The following is a 17,341-nucleotide window of genomic DNA, read 5'->3' on the forward strand; positions in this document are numbered from 1 at the left end:
ATGGCAGATTTGATTCAAACTTATTTACCAAACGTCTACAAGATGGGCTGGTTAGGTCAAGCAGGCTGGGGAACGGCTATTTATTTGACGCTTTATATGACAGTTTTTTCCTTTATCATTGGAGGATTCCTAGGACTAGTTGCAGGACTTTTCCTTGTCTTGACAGCTCCTGGTGGCGTCTTAGAAGATAAATTTGTCTTTTGGGTTTTGGATAAGATTACTTCAATCTTCCGTGCGGTTCCCTTTATCATTCTCTTGGCAGTCTTATCGCCCTTCTCACATCTAATCGTAGGAACAAGTATTGGGCCGAATGCCGCTATTGTACCACTATCTTTTGCGGTGTTTGCTTTCTTTGCTCGTCAGGTTCAAGTGGTTTTATCAGAACTTGATGGTGGTGTTATTGAGGCAGCTCAGGCAAGTGGAGCTACATTTTGGGACATTGTAGGAGTGTACTTATCAGAAGGTCTGCCAGACTTGATCCGTGTGACGACTGTAACTTTGATTTCCCTTGTCGGTGAGACAGCTATGGCGGGAGCAGTAGGTGCTGGCGGTATCGGTAACGTAGCTATCGCTTATGGATTTAACCGTTACAATCACGATGTGACTATCTTGGCGACTATCATTATCATTTTGATCATCTTTTCTATCCAATTCTTGGGAGACTTCTTGACCAAGAAATTAAGTCATAAATAAAAAAGAGCCAATCGGCTCTTTTTATGATGGTTTTTTTTCTGAAATTTTTTTAATATCTTCATCCTTGATATTCCCCACGAGCTACAAGAGTTGTTATATAAGCCTGAGGAGTTAGCCACATCAGTAGGATAGGGCCAGTAGTACCAAATGCAAAGATTAGGAAGGAAAGAAGGTTTTTGATCTTACCTTTGTAGTGACCTAGATGAGCGATGCCATCCGCTGCAAGCCCGCAGATGATTCCTGGAAGAAAGGCTTCGGCACCATGCTTGCTCCCGAGGAAAAAGAGAGAGATAACGAGCCCAATCGTTGTAATCGCCCCAAAACGAGGTACTTTTGTTAAAAGTAGCATATAGACGCTACCTCCCACAAGAGCAGAAAAAGCAGGGGCATAAAACATATTTCCAGTGTGGTCGACAAGGTTTCCTAGTAGAACCCCCACTCCGATACAGAGAAAGTAGACAAGGGCAGCCACAAGGGTCGTCAAGATATTCTTTTTCATAAGGTCTCCTTCGTATATCTGATGTTTTTCATTGTACCATGCTTGGCTCAGATTGTAAATGCTGGCCGACATTTGCTATTTGTCCGTAAACTAGATGAAAAAGGAACAGACTAAAGCTATTTCTTTACTCCTCCGACTGTCCCAATCCTTTCATTTATGGTAAAATAGGACTATTAAGTTATAAAGAGGATTCCCTATGAAATTACAAAAACCAAAAGGAACGCAGGATATTTTACCTGCTGAGTCTGCTAAGTGGCAGTACGTTGAAGGTTTTGCGCGTGAAATTTTCAAACGCTATAACTACGCAGAAGTACGTACCCCTATTTTTGAGCACTATGAAGTCATTAGTCGCTCTGTCGGAGATACAACCGATATCGTAACCAAGGAAATGTACGATTTTTACGACAAGGGTGACCGCCATATCACTCTCCGTCCCGAGGGAACAGCTCCAGTCGTTCGTTCTTATGTGGAAAACAAACTCTTCGCACCAGAAGTGCAAAAACCGAGCAAGTTCTACTACATGGGTCCAATGTTTCGCTATGAGCGTCCACAAGCAGGTCGTTTGCGTCAATTCCACCAGATTGGTGTGGAGTGTTTTGGCTCTAGCAATCCAGCTACTGATGTGGAAACGATCGCTATGGCAGCCCACTTCTTGAAAGCAATCGGTGTTCAGGGTGTCAAACTGCATCTAAATACTCTTGGAAATCCTGAAAGTCGTGCAGCCTACCGCCAAGCCTTGATTGACTACTTGACACCTATGAAAGATAGCTTGTCTAAGGATAGTCAACGTCGTTTGGAAGAAAATCCTCTCCGTGTCTTGGACTCTAAGGAAAAAGAAGACAAGGCAGCTGTGGAGAATGCACCATCTATCTTGGATTACCTTGACGAAGAAAGCCAAGCTCACTTTGATGCTGTTCGTCAAATGTTGGAAAATCTTGGAGTAGACTACATCATCGATACCAATATGGTACGTGGCTTGGACTACTACAACCACACGATTTTTGAGTTTATCACAGAGATTGAAGGCAATGAATTAACAGTCTGTGCAGGTGGTCGTTATGATGGTTTGGTTGCTTACTTTGGTGGCCCTGAAACTGCTGGTTTTGGATTTGGACTTGGTGTGGAGCGTCTTCTTCTGGTCCTTGAGAAGCAAGGTGTAGCCCTCCCTATCGAAAACGCCCTAGACGTTTATATTGCTGTTCTTGGTGAAGGAGCAAATATAAAGGCTTTAGAGTTGGTACAAGATATTCGCCAACAAGGCTTTAAGGCAGAGCGAGATTATCTCAACCGTAAACTCAAAGCCCAGTTCAAGTCAGCCGATGTCTTTGGAGCTAAGACCCTTATCACCTTAGGAGAGAGCGAAGTCGAAAGCGGGCAAGTGAAGGTCAAGAACAACCAAACCCGAGAAGAAGTAGAAGTTTCTCTTGATACCATCGGTCAGAATTTCAAAGAAGTCTTTGAAAAACTAGGATTTTAACAGTAAAAGTAAAGTCGGGAAGCAGGTCCCGGCTTTTTTTATAATTATCATGAATCACTTTATAAGGAAGCCGATTATTAAAACTGATATTTTTAAAAATAGTCAGGAAAATGCTGATAATTTTGGATAAAAAGGGATGACATTGTTCAAAAATATTGTAAACGGATACAAAAAATGCTATGATATATCTGATGAATAAAAAGGAGTCAATTATGAAGAACTTTAAAAAGAACGCGATGCGTATGTTCGGATTTGTGGGGATACTTGTCTTATCTTTGACGGTGCTTACGACGGTATTTGCAGCAGATGTTATAGATTACACAAATAAAACAACGATCACTGTTGACGGTCAATGACTAGCTAAACTATTACAACTCCTGAAGATACAAAAGAAATAACCAAATCAAAAGAAGTCACATCCACAACTACGACAGATGATTAATCACAATTTCTTAGAACTAAGGGGGACAATGGGGGTTGGCTTGGTAATAGCAGGTGTCCCTATTTTATCAGCTATAGTTGTGTTGATACGTAAATATAACAGTTAGGTAGCGGAGAGAGTCAAGCTCTTTCTTTAAATATTATAATAAACTATGTATATATGTACAAAAGTACAAATATGATTTGCTTATTCTGAGATTCTATTTAAAGAATAATTTATGTATTTTAAAGTTATAAAAAATCTAAAACTATATTGAAAAAAATCAATTGAAGAAAGAATTATTTAGATACTTTTAATCACTTGCAATAATAAATAAATATGATATAATCAGTTTTAAAAATGATAATTTTATTTGTCATTGATTTTATTGATTATGTTTTTGTGGTGTCAGTTGGTAAGAAGCAAATTGACACATCTAAACAAGTGGATGTTATCACAGAATTTATAATTTAAAATAACAAAGGTGGAGATTTGACAGGGCTGGTTGTCTCATTGTATAGTTTCTGTCAGAATGCAAAATTTGTTTAAGAGGTAAAAAAGTTAAAGCTGGAGATACAGCAGAAATTAACATAGTTTCTCCAATGGGTATCAAATCTAAAATTTTTGAAATTAATGACTCAATTACTGGTAAATTGATTGCCAACAAATAAGATGTTACAACAAACTATAAATTATATAATAAATGGAGCATTTAGATGAAACTATCAATTCTTATCACTCTATTAAACGAAGAATTAGTTCTAGCTCAAACGCATAAAGCTATTTCGGAACAGTTAGAGAGCATGATATTATCGGAACAACTATCTGATTACGAAATTCTCTATGTGGATGATGGTAGTAGCGATAGTACTTTAGAACTAATTAATGCTATTGCAAACGAAAACCCGCGGGTCAAGTATATCAGCTTTAGCAGAAACTTTGGACGTGAGAGTGGAATTCTTGCTGGTTTTAAGTATTCAACTGGCGATGCAGTTATGGTGATGGATGGTGACTTGCAACATCCGCCTTATCTGATTCCCCTCTTTGTAGATGCTTATAAAGAAGGTTATGATATTGTCAGTGGTCAGAGAAGTCGAGAAGGAGAGTCTTTCGTAGGAAGTTTCTTTGCTCGTAGCTTTTATAAATTTTCTAACCACTCCATGGATGTCAAGTTAACAGACGGGAAATCAGAATTACGTCTCCTAAGCAAGAGAGCTGTGGATGTATTTGTTTCCCTTCCAGAGTATAATCGTTTCAACAAAGGGCTTTATGAGTGGATTGGTTTTAAAGAGAAGGTTATCCCTTATAAAAATGAAGTGCGTATAGCAGGAAAAAGTAAATTCGGCTTTAAAAAGTCTATGAATTATGCTTTCCAGGGAATTATCTCATTTAACGATCGTCCGCTCAGAATCTGTATCCAATTTGGATTTGTCAGTATGGTTCTGTCTCTGCTCTACATTGTGTATGAGTTTTGCAAATTTATCTTTTCTTCAGACTATACGAGTGGCTATTTCACGACAATAGCAGCGATTATCTTGTTTAGTAGTGTGCAATTGATCTTCATCGGTGTACTTGGAGAGTATATTGGAAAGATTTATTATGAGGTGAAACAACGTCCTCACTTTGTCATCGCGAAAAGCAATATTGACCAAGCTGAAAAAGATAAGATCGGTTAAAATGACATTAGGAGAAATCAATCATGAATAAGTGGTTAAAGTGTTGGCAAGAGTTGAAGGGAAAACATCCCAAAGCCTTGCTTTATACGATGAGTGCCTTATTACCAATGACCATCATGTTGGTTGTTTGGTTCTTCATGGGTAGCTATCCCTTTGGGAATAAAAGTCTGATGGCAGTTGACTTTGGTCAGCAGTATATCAGTTTTTTTGGCTTACTTAAGAATGCGGTACTTACTGGTGATTTAAGCAGTCTAACCTACTCCTTTACGAAATCTCTCGGTGGAGATATGATAGGGGTTTTAGGCTATTACTTAATGAGTCCTTTTAATATTTTTTATATTATTATCCCCTTCAAACACTATGGTTTAGCAGTCTTTCTAACTATTTGGCTCAGATACGGCGCAATCGGACTTTCTTTCTCTCATTTTCTGATCAAGCGCTATAAGGGTGCAGAATCACGTATGTGGTTGGTACCTTTGTTTGCAACAGCCTATGCTCTTTCAGGAATGCTCGTTTCCTATCAGATGAACGTCATTTTCTATGATGCCATGATCATGCTACCGCTTGTTATCATCTATCTGGAAGAGATCTTGGATGGTGGAAGACCCTATCGCTATGCTTTTATTTTAGGACTAACGGTCTTTCTTCAATTCTATATGGGGTATATGATTTCGATTTTTATCGTCCTATACTCTTGCTATTATGTTTCGCCACGTCTCTCTATCCAGGGAACTCTGAAACAAAAACTAAAACACTTCTTGAGTCCTTTGGTAAAAACATTTGCCTTCTCCGTCCTTGGAGTTGCAACAGCTTCGGTACTAATTGTGCCAGTCTTTTACAATCTTCTTGAGAGCAAGGGGCAGGTTGGAGATGCCATGAGGTTCTCTTTTGCCTTTCAAATTAATCCTGTGGATATCCTATCGAAGCTTGCTATCGGTGGCTTTGATACGACTTCTGGTTGGTCGGCTGGACCTAACCTCCCAAATATCTACATCGGTGCTTTAGGATTCATTGGTTTCATCCTTTACTTTACATCGAAACAGATAGCTAATGAAAAACGTTGGGCTGCAGGTGCTGTCACCCTCATCTTCTTGATTTCCTTTGTTAATGAATTTGTAAGTAAAATATGGCATATGGGACAAAATCCAGCTGGATTCTTCTTCCGTTTCTCATGGTTATTCTCGTTCTTTATGCTTGTTTTAGCCTATCAAGTAGTGAAAGGGCAAGTAGAAATTTCTCGCAGAGGAAAGTTACTTTCGGCCGTATTGTTGGTTTTATCAGCAATTTATCTCTATACAAAGAAATTCACCTATCTTCCAAAAACTCAACCTGAAGCTTTGACTCAATTCCTATCAAAGAACTTCATCGTATTTTGGATTTTACTAGCAGCAATTTTAGGTGCTTTTTCTTACCTCTATTGGAGTCGTTCTCGTAAAGCTCCTCAAGTAAAAAAAATCGTACTCTTGATAGCTGGCTCTATCGTACTTCTTTTAGGCATTCTTCTCCAAACAGGTTATCTCTTATCTCAGGTTGTCTTAACCTTGTTGGTCTATTTGGCAGTTATCTTCTTACTGCGCACAAGAATGACCAGATTGGCAATACTGTCCTTGTCTGCCCTAACAATCTTTGAATTAGGCTATAATGCTTATCTTTCTCAAGTGACCTTTGGTTATGCAGACGTAGATAAATTTGTTGATGCAACAGTATCTGTAAAACAGGTCACAGATGATGTTCAAAAACAAGCAGATCAACCATTCTATCGAATCGCTACTACTTTTGCCTATTCAAAAACAGTGCCGTCACTTGTGTCTTACCCAGGTCTAAGTACCTTTAGTTCGAGCTTAGAGCGTACAACCATGGATCAATTTGCTTACATGGGGGACCAAGGGATTAACGCAGCAACTGAGTATGAAAATGGGACCTTGTTAACAGATGCCTTATACGGGGTTCGCTATTATATGGATATCAAGGATCTGGAACCTGCTGAGAAAGAAGCTCATCCTGAGAGAATGTATTTCACTCGTTTTGCCAGCCGTTTTGACATGCGCCGTTATTTCACGAGTAAGGTCTATGAGGATGAGCGCTATATTGTGTACGAAAATCCAAATTCTTTCCCATTAGCCTATGGAACAAATGATTTGGTAAGAAATATCAACTTTGGTAAGAATAACGCTATTCAAAATCAAAACATCATCCTCAACTCCATGGAAGGTGTGAAAAAAGGCGAGGAAAACTACCTCGACTACTTCAAACCTCTAGCCTACGGAGATGTTGAGACAGAAAATCTTACAGAGGAAAATGTTGACAAAGAAAAGGGAACTGCAGTCTACAAGCGTGTGGACTCTTCTAAAGATGCAGTGGTTCGTTACCGAATTACTCCTCGAACAGACTTGACTTATTACTTCTTTGTGCCTGCAAGTCTAAATTCAGAAAAAGATTACTCAGTCCTCTTAAATGGCAAGTGGTTTACTCATTCTAAGAGAAACACGCAACGTCAACTCTGGCAAATCGCAGATAATGCAGTTGATCAAGAATCTGTACTTGAGTTCCGTTTTAAAACTGATAAAGTTGACCTTTCAAACGCAGGTGTTTATCGTGCAGAGATCAGTCAAATTCAAAGTGCTTTAGAAAAACGGAAGGCACAAGGCCTACAAGTTGAGAAATTCTCAAATACTTATATCGTCGGTTCAGTGAATATCACGGACGACAGTAAATATATGATGACTTCCATCCCTTATAGTGAAGGTTGGAAAGTGAAAGTTGACGGTAAGTATGTTCCTGTGACAAAAGCTTGGAACAGTTTTATTTCCTTCCCGATTACTTCCGGACAACATAAGGTAGAATTTGTTTTCTCTCAAAAAGGAAGGATTACAGGAGCTCTACTAACTCTCATCAGTCTATCAACTTTGTATATCATCAGAAGAGATTACAAAAAGGATGATAAAAACCAGCTGAAAGAAAGTCAAGACGCTCCATCAGCTGACTAAGCAATCTTTTATCAACTATAAAAAATACGGTCAGGATACCATTCCTGACCTTTTTCTTTTACAAAATGACAAAAATCTTAAACTTTTTGACAAATATGTTTGTCAAAAATAAAAAGATGTGTTACAATGAAATCAAGATAAGAACAAAGGAGAAAAAAGACATGCTAAAAAATCGTCTAAAGGAGCTTCGGGCTCGCGATGGCCTGAACCAAACCGAGCTGGCCAAACTAGCTGGCGTGTCCAGGCAAACCATCAGTTTGCTAGAACGGGATGAGTATACTCCATCCATCGTCATCGCCCTGAAGATTGCTCAGATATTCCATGAGCCGGTCGAGTCGGTCTTTCGATTAGAGGAGGATGAGTGATGAACAAGTATAAAGTGATTTATTACGTTAGTATTCTTGTATTTATTGCAAATATCTTTGTTATGATTGGAGCCCTATTTGGTTGGTTTACGATTGTTCAAAATAAGTATCTCTTCTGGATAAATATTATTTTACTACTAGTCTTTAGATGGGTAGAGAGAAAGATAAAAGTCAAAAAGATTGTAAAAGGAGAAAAGTTATGAAAGAGTTTTTAGCAGGTTTTCAAGTAGATACTGAGAACAAAGCACTTGCAGGTGTTTGTGCAGGTTTAGGAAATTATTTTAACATTCAATCCAATATCGTTCGTTTGGCGACAATCTTGTTGTTTCTCTCTTCGACGGAGATGGGGATTATAACAGTGACCCTCTATGCTTATCTAGCAGGTTGGCTTGGCAATGAACCCTTGGGGGATGGAGCAAAAAAAGCTAGAAACCAAGCTTTTCTCTTACTTGCTGTTTGTTTGCTTTTGGTGTCACTTGGAACAGAAGGATTGACAGCTATTTTTGAATCAGGTAAAGCACTTGGTCAGTGGTTGTCTGGCTTGTTTTAGAAAGAGGTTAAAAGATGGAAAAGAAACATATCATTTTTGTACTGAAGATTTTTATTGCAAGTGTTTTATTAGGAATATTTGCTGGATTCCTTGGTCTTAATCCTTTAGGTATCAGTCAAGCTCAAGTAGTCGTTGCCTTGAAATCACTCTTTCTTGGTCTAGGGCTGATTACGGCAATCCTAACATTTTATTTCACTAGAAAAAGTCATCAGGCTTATCAGAGTTATCAAAAAGAAGAAGAGGACGAAGAAAACGAACAAGACTATCTTGCTATGTATCGTTTCTTAGATTATGGTACGGTAGCTTGGAATGTTTGCCAAATTAGTATGCTATCCTGCCTACTGATAGATTTGGGAGCTTTAGGCCCATCAGCAGCGTCCTTACTTTTGATAGTTGCAGGTATCTGGTCGGGTGCTTACTGTCTCAAAATCACTAGCAAGATCCGTAACTACAAACTTTCTGTTATGGCGACTCCTAAGGAAGTTTTGGAATACCTGGATACTTATGATGAGGGAGAAAAGCAGGCTGAGATGGAAGAAGCTTACTTGATCTTATTCAAGGTCAATCAGCTCCTCATTCCTGGTATCTATGTTGTCTTAGTCGTGCTATCTCTAGTATTAGGACAAGTACAGTTGGTTGCTCTGCTCGTAGCAGTTGTCATCCATTTGTACACGAATGTTGCACAGTTGCGTAAAACAAAACGTTATTTCAAATAGGAGAATCTTATGAAAACACTTAAAAATATTGGCTGGTATAGTCTTACTTTCTTATCATTTATTATGGTCTATAGTTTCATTCAGGGTGTAGGTTTAGCTGCCTTGATGATGGGAGCACCTGACTACGTTGCTGTCCCTGTTTATGTCTTATTAGCAGGAATCTTCACCTTCGTTACCTACAAGTGGTATAAGACAGGAACCGTTACGATTGAAAAAACAGCCCTTAACAAATACATCTGGTTGCCTGCCTTGGTATGGGCCCTTGTCATTGTTGCCCAATTCTTTTTGCCAAATGATCCATCAGTCAATCAACAGACGGCAGAAGAATTGACTCATAATCAACCTCTCTTCGCTTTCTTCATGATAGTTGTCTTTGCACCCCTGACAGAAGAGTTAACTTTTAGAGGTATGCTAGCTCGTTATGTCTTCCCTCAACAGGATAACATCAAGCAGATAGCTCTCTTTCTACTAGTAACAAGCATCATCTTTGCCCTCGTTCATTTTCCTGGAACTCCACTACAGTTCCTAGTTTATGCTTCACTTGGTCTTAGTATGGGCTTGGCTTATATCAACAAGGGTGGTCTGGCTTATAGTATGGGATTGCATGCCTTAAATAATTTAATTTCATTTGTCATGATAATGATGCTATAATAGACTCAGGAGGAAATTATGAAACGAGTACTATTATTAGCAGTCATTCAGGCAGTTGTTCTCTTCTTTATCATTGGAGCGCTTGCCTATGCTTTTAAAGGGGATTTCTTTTATAACTATCTAGCAGTTATCTTTGCACCAATTGCAGGTATTATGCGATTTGCGACAGCTTATGCAACGGAGATTGTTCTCCCTAAAAAGGCGGCAGAGATTGCGGAAAAGCGTAAAAAATAAAGAAATACTAAATCCAGCGAATAATTTTGCTGGATTTTTTCATTTATGAGAGGATTCTCTCAACTTTTCTGATGATTTTCATGAAGAGCCTGTGCTTTTATGGTAAAATAGTAACAGAATAAAAGAGGAGAGAAAACATGAAACGTAGTATGTATGCTGGTCGTGTTCGTGAGGAGCACATCGGACAAGAAATTACCTTGAAAGGCTGGGTTTCCCGTCGTCGTGACTTGGGCGGTTTGATCTTTATCGACCTTCGTGACCGCGAAGGGATCATGCAGTTGGTCATAAATCCAGAAAAAGTATCTGCAGAGGTGATGGTAACAGCTGAAAGCCTTCGTAGCGAATATGTTATCGAGGTGACTGGACAAGTTGCTGCACGTGAGCAAGCAAATGACAAGTTGGCGACTGGAGCGGTTGAATTGAATGTAACAGCTCTTACTGTGCTTAATACAGCTAAAACAACACCATTCGAAATCAAGGATGGCATTGAGGCGAACGATGATACACGTCTACGTTATCGTTACCTTGACCTTCGTCGCCTAGAAATGTTGGAAAATCTTAAACTTCGCGCCAAGGTAACGCATTCGATCCGTAACTACTTGGATGAGTTGGAATTTATCGATGTGGAAACACCATTCCTTTCTAAGTCAACACCAGAAGGAGCGCGTGACTATTTGGTGCCATCTCGTGTCAATAAAGGGCATTTTTACGCTCTTCCTCAAAGTCCGCAGATCACAAAACAGTTGTTGATGAATGCGGGATTTGACCGTTACTACCAAATCGTCAAATGTTTCCGTGATGAAGACTTGCGTGGAGACCGCCAACCAGAGTTTACTCAGGTCGACTTGGAAACTTCATTCCTTACTGAACAAGAAATCCAAGATATCACAGAAGGCTTGATTGCGCGCGTGATGAAGGAAACAAAGGGCATTGAAGTGACACTGCCATTCCCTCGTATGAAGTACGATGATGCCATGGCTCTTTATGGCTCTGACAAACCGGACACTCGTTTTGAAATGTTGCTTCAAGACTTGACAGAGGTTGTCAAGGGTGTTGATTTCAAAGTCTTTTCAGAAGCACCTGCCGTCAAAGCCATTGTCGTCAAAGGTGCAGCAGATAACTACTCACGTAAAGACATCGACAAGATGACAGAAGTAGCCAAGCAGTATGGGGCTAAAGGTTTGGCTTGGGTCAAGATTGTTGACGGTGAATTAAACGGTCCAGTTGCTAAATTCTTGACTGGTATTCAGGAAGATTTGACAAGAGCACTTAGTCTTGAAGATAAGGACTTGGTTCTCTTTGTAGCAGATACGCTTGAAGTAGCTAATGCAACACTTGGTGCCCTTCGTGGACGTATTGCGAAGGAACTAGGCCTGATTGATAATGACAAATTCAACTTCCTCTGGGTTGTTGACTGGCCAATGTTTGAATGGTCAGAAGAAGAAGGTCGTTACATGAGTGCCCACCATCCATTTACCCTTCCTCAAGCAGAAACAGCTCATGAACTTGAAGGAGATTTGGCCAAGGTTCGTGCCATTGCCTACGATATCGTCTTGAATGGTTATGAACTTGGTGGTGGTAGCCTTCGTATCAACCAAAAAGAACTCCAAGAACGTATGTTCAAAGCTCTTGGCTTCTCAGCAGAAGAGGCCAATGATCAGTTTGGTTTTCTTTTGGAAGCTATGGACTATGGATTCCCACCACACGGTGGCTTGGCTATCGGACTTGACCGCTTTGTCATGCTCTTAGCTGGAGAAGATAATATCCGTGAAGTGATTGCCTTTCCTAAGAACAACAAGGCAACTGACCCAATGACGCAAGCACCATCAACAGTAGCTCTTAAACAATTAGAGGAACTTAATCTACAAGTAGAACAAGATGAAACAAACGAAACTAACTAAAAAGTGGCATCATTATCTGCGCCGCTTTGCTTATCGGGTGAAGATTTTGCGTGTTTTGCAAGGTATCTCCCGAGAAAAATACGATGAAAAAATATCAGCTTCTCTGGTATATGGTTTTCTATCAGCAGTAGCCGTCAATTTTTTCTTCCAACCAGGGCATGTTTATTCAAGTGGAGCAACAGGTTTAGCTCAGATCATTTCTGCGCTTAGTAAACACTGGTTTGGCTTTTATTTCCCGATATCAGTAGCCTTTTACACTATCAATATCCCACTCATGATTTTAGCCTGGTACCAAATTGGACATAAGTTTACGATTTTCACCTTTATCACGGTATCCATGAGCTCACTCTTTATCCAGTTTATGCCAGTGGTAGTCTTAACAGAGGACCCGATCATCAATGCCCTTTTTGGCGGTGTCGTTATGGGACTGGGAATCGGCTTTGCTCTACGTCATAATATTTCCAGCGGTGGAACAGATATTGTCAGCCTGACCATTCGTAAGAAAACAGGCCGAAACGTCGGTAGTATCTCCTTCTTAGTGAACGGTACAATTATGCTGATTGCAGGATTGACCTTTGGTTGGAAATATGCTCTCTATTCTATGATTACTATCTTTGTCTCAAGTCGTGTAACAGATGCAGTTTTCACCAAACAAAAACGCATGCAGGCTATGATCGTTACTAGCAATCCAGATGCAGTGATTGAGAAGATCCACAATAAATTGCACCGTGGGGCAACGATGATCCATGATGCGGAGGGAACCTATAACCACGAGCGTAAGGCGGTTTTGATTACAGTTATCACTCGTGCAGAGTTCAATGATTTTAAACAGATTATGAAACAAGTTGATCCGACAGCCTTTGTATCTGTCTCAGAAAATGTCCATATTCTTGGACGATTTGTCGAAGTTGAAAACTAGTTGTTCAGGTAAATAGAATACAAAAAAACCAACTCAAAATAGAGAGTTGGTTTTTCTTATTTTTCAATGATTTCATGTGCAATCACCTGACGATAGCAGATTTGACGATTTTCCTTGACATCATTAATGATTTGAAGAATGGTTTCAAATGAAGTTCGGCCAAGTGATAGACTGTTAATGTCCACGTAGGCTGCTAGATTTAATCTCGGGTTTACAGAGTCAAAGCTGAGAACAGGAATATTGAGATTGTGTTCGCTAAGGTAGTTGCAAACTCCTTCAGCTAAAAGGCTGTCAGTCGTGATAATGGCATCGGTCTGAGGATCGTGTTTGAAGAGTTGTTTACTAAAGTTATAGCCCTTTTCTTCTAGAAACTCGTCTGCAAAGAAGGTACGGTGACTATCAAGAGGTAGATTGTGTTCTTGAAGTGCTTGCTCGTAACCTGTCAGACGGTCCTGGGTAACGAAGAGCTTCTTGGTACCACCAATGAAAGCAATGCGACTGCATCCTTTTTTGATGAAATATTCGGTCGCATCAAATCCGGCTTGGATGTTATCATTATCAACAAGCGGAATGAAAGGAGAAAGTGATTTTCCAAGAATGAGGAAAGGAAATTGCTCATCGACAACTAATTGCACCAAGGGATCATTTTCTTGAGCGTACAAGAAGATAAGCCCATCCACACGTTTTCCGTAGACCATTTGTGAAATGGCGTTTAAACGCTCTTTTTCATCCTTACCAGTCGCAATCTGAATGGCATAGTGATTTTCTGAGGCAACCTGTGCAATCCCTCTCAGAACAGAAGGAAAGAAAGGGTTTTGATAGAAAGCATCAGAGTCGTCTGGAAGAACCAAACCAATGACCTGGGTGTAGCTGCTAACTAAGCTTCGCGCATTGAGATTGGGATGGTAGTTGAGTTCTTTCATTGCCTTGCGAACTCGTTTTTTTGTCTCATCGCTAATGGTTGATTTGTTTTGAATAACACGGGTTACGGTTGAGGGTGAAACCCCTGCAGCCTTGGCCACGTCTTTAATCGTAACAGGCATAATAATCTCCTACTTATGGTAGTCTGGATCACGAAAATGCGTTTTGTAAAAGATAGTGACCAGGTACAGAACAAATAAAATATTTTGAATAGTAATCAAAGTTGACATGTTTTGGCCTAGGAGACCGAGAATCATGGCAAGCAAAGTTGGTAATCCTAAACAGTTCAAGATGAAATGATAGCACTCTTTATAGGTTTTAAATGAGAAGAGACGTGATTTTTTCGTAAAGTAGAGCAAGAGGCTAGAACCTAGAGCGACAATGAAAAAATTAAGTCCAAAGAGAAAACTAGAACCCAGCACAAGAAAGAGGCTAATATAGACACGATTCTGTTGGTACCAGTCTTTAGAAATGGCTTGTGTTAAGCTTTCCTTGTTTTGGAAACTTTCAGTCGTGATCGCATGATAGCGAATGCTGGTTAGTTCTTTTCCTTGCTTGCTGATGACGAGTTGCTCAGGTTCAAAATGAAGAAGTAATTCCCCAGGGAAACTTGAACTAGAAGTATCTCCAATTTGAACAGAAGCTTGATGAGGAGTTGCCCCCGTATAGCTTAGTTTTCCATCTACAATCTGAGCATTGGTAGCTAGATCCTGAACGACTTCGTCCGTAAATGGAGCATAGACATCATCGATGAACGTCTCTAAAGGATAGGTTTCCTGAGAACTGTTCTGGATGGCAATAGGAACCATAGACAAGCTAATCAAGAATATACTGGTAAAAATCAGTTGAAACCAGTTTAGACCAAAACGATGAGAGAGGGGCTTACGGAATCCCCAAATACTATTAAAATAAGAAAACGGATATGGTAACATAAATCTCTTTCTATAGGCATTTTTCTATACGAGTATTATATAGAGAAATGGGTTTTATTTCAAGCGGGGATAGTAGAATCCTTGGTAAAAGTGAATGTTTGTTAACATCTGTTCACAAACAAACAAGAAGGCTTTCTCGATAAGCTCGATTTCTCATCAGACAATCTAGTTACAAGTTCAAAAAGAAAAAGGGTGGCGAGGGTATATTACCCCTTGTCGCCACCGCTTGTAAGTCCTGAAACGAAGTTCTTTTGCAAGAAGAAGAAGAGTGTACAGATTGGAAGAGCAATGAGGATAGCACCTGCTGAGAAGTAGGCGATCTTCAAGTTCTTCGCATTGCTGACGAAGGTTTGTAGACCAACGGCAACTGTAAAGTATTCTTTTTCACGAAGCAAGAAACTAGAGAGGATATAGTCTCCGAAAGGTCCCATGAAGGCCCAGAGTGCTTGTACAGCAACCATTGGGCGAACAAGAGGGAGAACGATTTGCCAGAAGCGGCGGAAGTGTCCTGCACCATCAAGTTTTGCAGACTCATCAAGAGACATTGGTACGGTGTCAAAGTAACCTTTCATCAACCAAGCGTTCATAGGGATACCACCACCGACATAGAGGAAGATGAGGAACCAGCTATGGTTAAGGGCGTTCAACATGAGTGCCATAACGAAGAAGGCAGTCAAAGCGGCCATTGTAGGTACCATTTGGATAATCAAGAAGAAGACCAAACTTTGCTTACGAGCCAAGAAGTTGTAACGGCTGTAGGCATAACCAGCAAGTACGATAATACTTGTCTGAACGACCATTGTGATTAAAGCAATGATCAAAGTATTAAGGTACCATGTACCGTACAAGGTTTCTGTAAAGAGTCCTTTGAAGTTATCAAGACTAAAGTTGACATTGCTGTCGAGTTTAAAGGCCACTACGTTACCAGCCTTGAAGGCTGACATAATCGTGATTAAAAGTGGATAGATAATGACGATTGAAAGTCCGATCAAGTAGAGGTAAGTGAGGGTTTGAGTCAGTCTACGTTTGAGTTTGATTGAGTTATTCATCTTAGACATCCTCCATATCAAATGCGTGTAGTTTCTTGAATGCAATCATAGAAATAGAGATGACAATGATTGAAATAATCAAGGTAACGGCAGCTGCCATAGAGTATTGAGGAGCTGTACCAGTTGTCAAACGGTAGATCCATGAGATCAAGATGTCGGTTGAACCAGCTCCACCACCGACACTACCAGGACCACCACCATTGAAGAGGTACATGATAGAGAAGTTGTTGAAGTTGAAGGTGTATTGGCTGATCAAAGTAGGTGCCGCAACAGCCAAAATCATTGGGAAAGTAATGTTGCGGAATTTTTGCCAAGCGTTTGCACCATCGATATAAGCTGCTTCATACAAGTCATTTGGAATAGACTGAAGGATACCGAGAGTCAAGACATAGATATAAGGGAATCCAAGCCAACCTTGCATCATAATCAAGGCAATTTTAGTCCAAGTTGGGTTTGTCTTCCAAGGAATAAGAACGCCATCTAAGAAAGGAAGAAACTTAGCAAAGAGAGGGATAACTTGAGTATTGATAGCTCCGACACTATCGTTAAACATGTTTGAGAATGTCAAGATAGTGATGAAGGCTGGAACAGCCCAAGGAAGAAGGAAGATAACACCAAAGATACGTTTCCCTTTGATGAATGGTTGGTTAGCAATAATAGCTGTAAAGATACCGAGTACGATTTGCAAAGTAGATGCAGATAAAGCCCAGATAATAGTCCAAGAAAGAACAGAACCGAAGGCTGAACGGAAAGTACTCAAGCTCCAGATGTTTGTGAAATTAGTCAATCCAACCCAATCCAACAATTTATTTGGTGGTAAATGTTGGAAATCATAGTTGGTAAAGGCAATCATCAAGGTTACAATAACTGGGAAGATGATAGCAAATGTCATGGCAACATAAGATGGGATGATGAGTAAGTATGGGAACCCATTTTCATAGATTCCTTTAATCATATCCTTCAATGTCAATGGGACAGGAATGCCATTATTGATACGTTTTGCAATCGTATGAGCGTCTTTAATATTGAAAATATAGAATGCTAGATAAACAATTACAAAGATAGAGTGAAATGCACCACGAATCAACATGAAGAGAGAGTTATCACGACCAGGTTTCTCACCAAGAGTGATTAAGTTGCTCAATTCAGGTGCTGCAAGTACTATAAAATAGAGGACGAAAGCTACTGTTACAGCAAGGAAGATAAAACCTTTAGCTTTTTGTTTGTTGTAGATTTGTCCCAACCCAGGAATCAATGAAAGCAAGGCTGCTTTTTTTGGTTGTTGTTCCATGAGTGCTCCTTTCATAAGATACGAGCTCTGGGCTCGATGATAATCAGCAAGGCTGCCGA

Annotated in this window: 17 protein-coding genes and 1 pseudogene; 13 read left to right on the forward strand and 5 right to left on the reverse strand. The window is 39.9% G+C overall.

Annotated elements, in window-relative coordinates; translation table 11 throughout:
- Positions 1–693, forward strand: a complete 693-nt coding sequence (locus ACXYSK_RS06500; protein WP_074324940.1) for a methionine ABC transporter permease — start codon at positions 1–3, stop codon at positions 691–693.
- Between the two features lie 64 nt (positions 694–757).
- Here the strand turns inward: ACXYSK_RS06500 and ACXYSK_RS06505 are convergent.
- A pseudogene (locus ACXYSK_RS06505) lies at positions 758–1,192 on the reverse strand (MptD family putative ECF transporter S component); the annotation flags it as partial.
- A 196-nt stretch (positions 1,193–1,388) separates the two neighbouring features.
- Here ACXYSK_RS06505 and hisS point away from each other — a divergent pair.
- From hisS to ACXYSK_RS06565, 12 genes are all read left to right on the forward strand, one after another.
- Positions 1,389–2,669 carry a histidine--tRNA ligase gene (hisS, locus tag ACXYSK_RS06510; protein WP_458625452.1) on the forward strand — a complete coding sequence of 427 codons (1,281 nt, stop codon included), beginning with the start codon at positions 1,389–1,391 and terminating at the stop codon, positions 2,667–2,669.
- Positions 2,670–2,881: 212 nt separating this feature from the next.
- Positions 2,882–3,025: a hypothetical protein gene (locus ACXYSK_RS06515; RefSeq protein ID WP_458625453.1), complete on the forward strand. Its 144-nt coding sequence runs from the start codon at positions 2,882–2,884 to the stop codon at positions 3,023–3,025.
- Between the two features lie 781 nt (positions 3,026–3,806).
- Complete coding sequence (pgfS, locus tag ACXYSK_RS06520; RefSeq protein ID WP_458625454.1) at positions 3,807–4,766, forward strand: glycosyltransferase PgfS; 960 nt, start codon at positions 3,807–3,809, stop codon at positions 4,764–4,766.
- A 23-nt stretch (positions 4,767–4,789) separates the two neighbouring features.
- On the forward strand, positions 4,790–7,753 hold the full coding sequence (gene pgfM1, locus ACXYSK_RS06525; RefSeq protein ID WP_458625455.1) for a glycosyltransferase PgfM1: 2,964 nt from the start codon (positions 4,790–4,792) through the stop codon (positions 7,751–7,753).
- 161 nt (positions 7,754–7,914) lie between these two features.
- On the forward strand, positions 7,915–8,118 hold the full coding sequence (locus tag ACXYSK_RS06530) for a helix-turn-helix transcriptional regulator (protein ID WP_000916944.1): 204 nt from the start codon (positions 7,915–7,917) through the stop codon (positions 8,116–8,118).
- The gene (locus ACXYSK_RS06535) at positions 8,118–8,321 is read left to right on the forward strand and encodes a hypothetical protein (RefSeq protein ID WP_458625456.1); all 204 of its coding nucleotides are present in this window, start codon (positions 8,118–8,120) and stop codon (positions 8,319–8,321) included. The genes ACXYSK_RS06530 and ACXYSK_RS06535 overlap by 1 nt, the downstream gene beginning before the upstream one ends.
- The gene (locus ACXYSK_RS06540) at positions 8,318–8,668 is read left to right on the forward strand and encodes a PspC domain-containing protein (protein WP_458625457.1); all 351 of its coding nucleotides are present in this window, start codon (positions 8,318–8,320) and stop codon (positions 8,666–8,668) included. The genes ACXYSK_RS06535 and ACXYSK_RS06540 overlap by 4 nt, the downstream gene beginning before the upstream one ends.
- A 14-nt stretch (positions 8,669–8,682) precedes the next feature.
- On the forward strand, positions 8,683–9,384 hold the full coding sequence (locus tag ACXYSK_RS06545; protein ID WP_458625458.1) for a DUF3169 family protein: 702 nt from the start codon (positions 8,683–8,685) through the stop codon (positions 9,382–9,384).
- A 9-nt stretch (positions 9,385–9,393) separates the two neighbouring features.
- Entirely contained in the window at positions 9,394–10,035 is a 642-nt protein-coding gene (locus tag ACXYSK_RS06550) for a lysostaphin resistance A-like protein (RefSeq protein ID WP_458625459.1), read from the forward strand.
- A gap of 18 nt (positions 10,036–10,053) precedes the next feature.
- Complete coding sequence (locus ACXYSK_RS06555) at positions 10,054–10,269, forward strand: hypothetical protein (protein WP_045762551.1); 216 nt, start codon at positions 10,054–10,056, stop codon at positions 10,267–10,269.
- 137 nt (positions 10,270–10,406) lie between these two features.
- Complete coding sequence (gene aspS / locus ACXYSK_RS06560; RefSeq protein ID WP_458625460.1) at positions 10,407–12,170, forward strand: aspartate--tRNA ligase; 1,764 nt, start codon at positions 10,407–10,409, stop codon at positions 12,168–12,170.
- Positions 12,148–13,089: a YitT family protein gene (locus ACXYSK_RS06565; RefSeq protein ID WP_458625461.1), complete on the forward strand. Its 942-nt coding sequence runs from the start codon at positions 12,148–12,150 to the stop codon at positions 13,087–13,089. Before aspS ends, ACXYSK_RS06565 begins: the two co-directional genes overlap by 23 nt.
- A 56-nt stretch (positions 13,090–13,145) precedes the next feature.
- Here ACXYSK_RS06565 and ACXYSK_RS06570 read toward each other — a convergent pair whose 3' ends face one another.
- The 4 genes from ACXYSK_RS06570 to ACXYSK_RS06585 all read right to left on the reverse strand — a co-directional run bounded on the left by ACXYSK_RS06570 (position 13,146) and on the right by ACXYSK_RS06585 (position 17,282).
- A complete protein-coding gene (locus ACXYSK_RS06570) occupies positions 13,146–14,132 on the reverse strand; it encodes a LacI family DNA-binding transcriptional regulator (RefSeq protein WP_458625462.1) in 987 nt (328 codons plus the stop codon).
- 9 nt (positions 14,133–14,141) lie between these two features.
- Positions 14,142–14,942: a DUF1189 domain-containing protein gene (locus ACXYSK_RS06575; RefSeq protein WP_458625463.1), complete on the reverse strand. Its 801-nt coding sequence runs from the start codon at positions 14,940–14,942 to the stop codon at positions 14,142–14,144.
- 206 nt (positions 14,943–15,148) lie between these two features.
- Positions 15,149–15,991, reverse strand: coding sequence for a sugar ABC transporter permease (locus tag ACXYSK_RS06580; RefSeq protein ID WP_006149616.1), 843 nt, complete (start codon positions 15,989–15,991; stop codon positions 15,149–15,151).
- A gap of 1 nt (position 15,992) precedes the next feature.
- On the reverse strand, positions 15,993–17,282 hold the full coding sequence (locus ACXYSK_RS06585; protein WP_458625464.1) for a carbohydrate ABC transporter permease: 1,290 nt from the start codon (positions 17,280–17,282) through the stop codon (positions 15,993–15,995).
- Positions 17,283–17,341: the final 59 nt, after the last annotated feature.

The sequence above is a fragment of the Streptococcus sp. V919 genome, assembly GCF_054353475.1.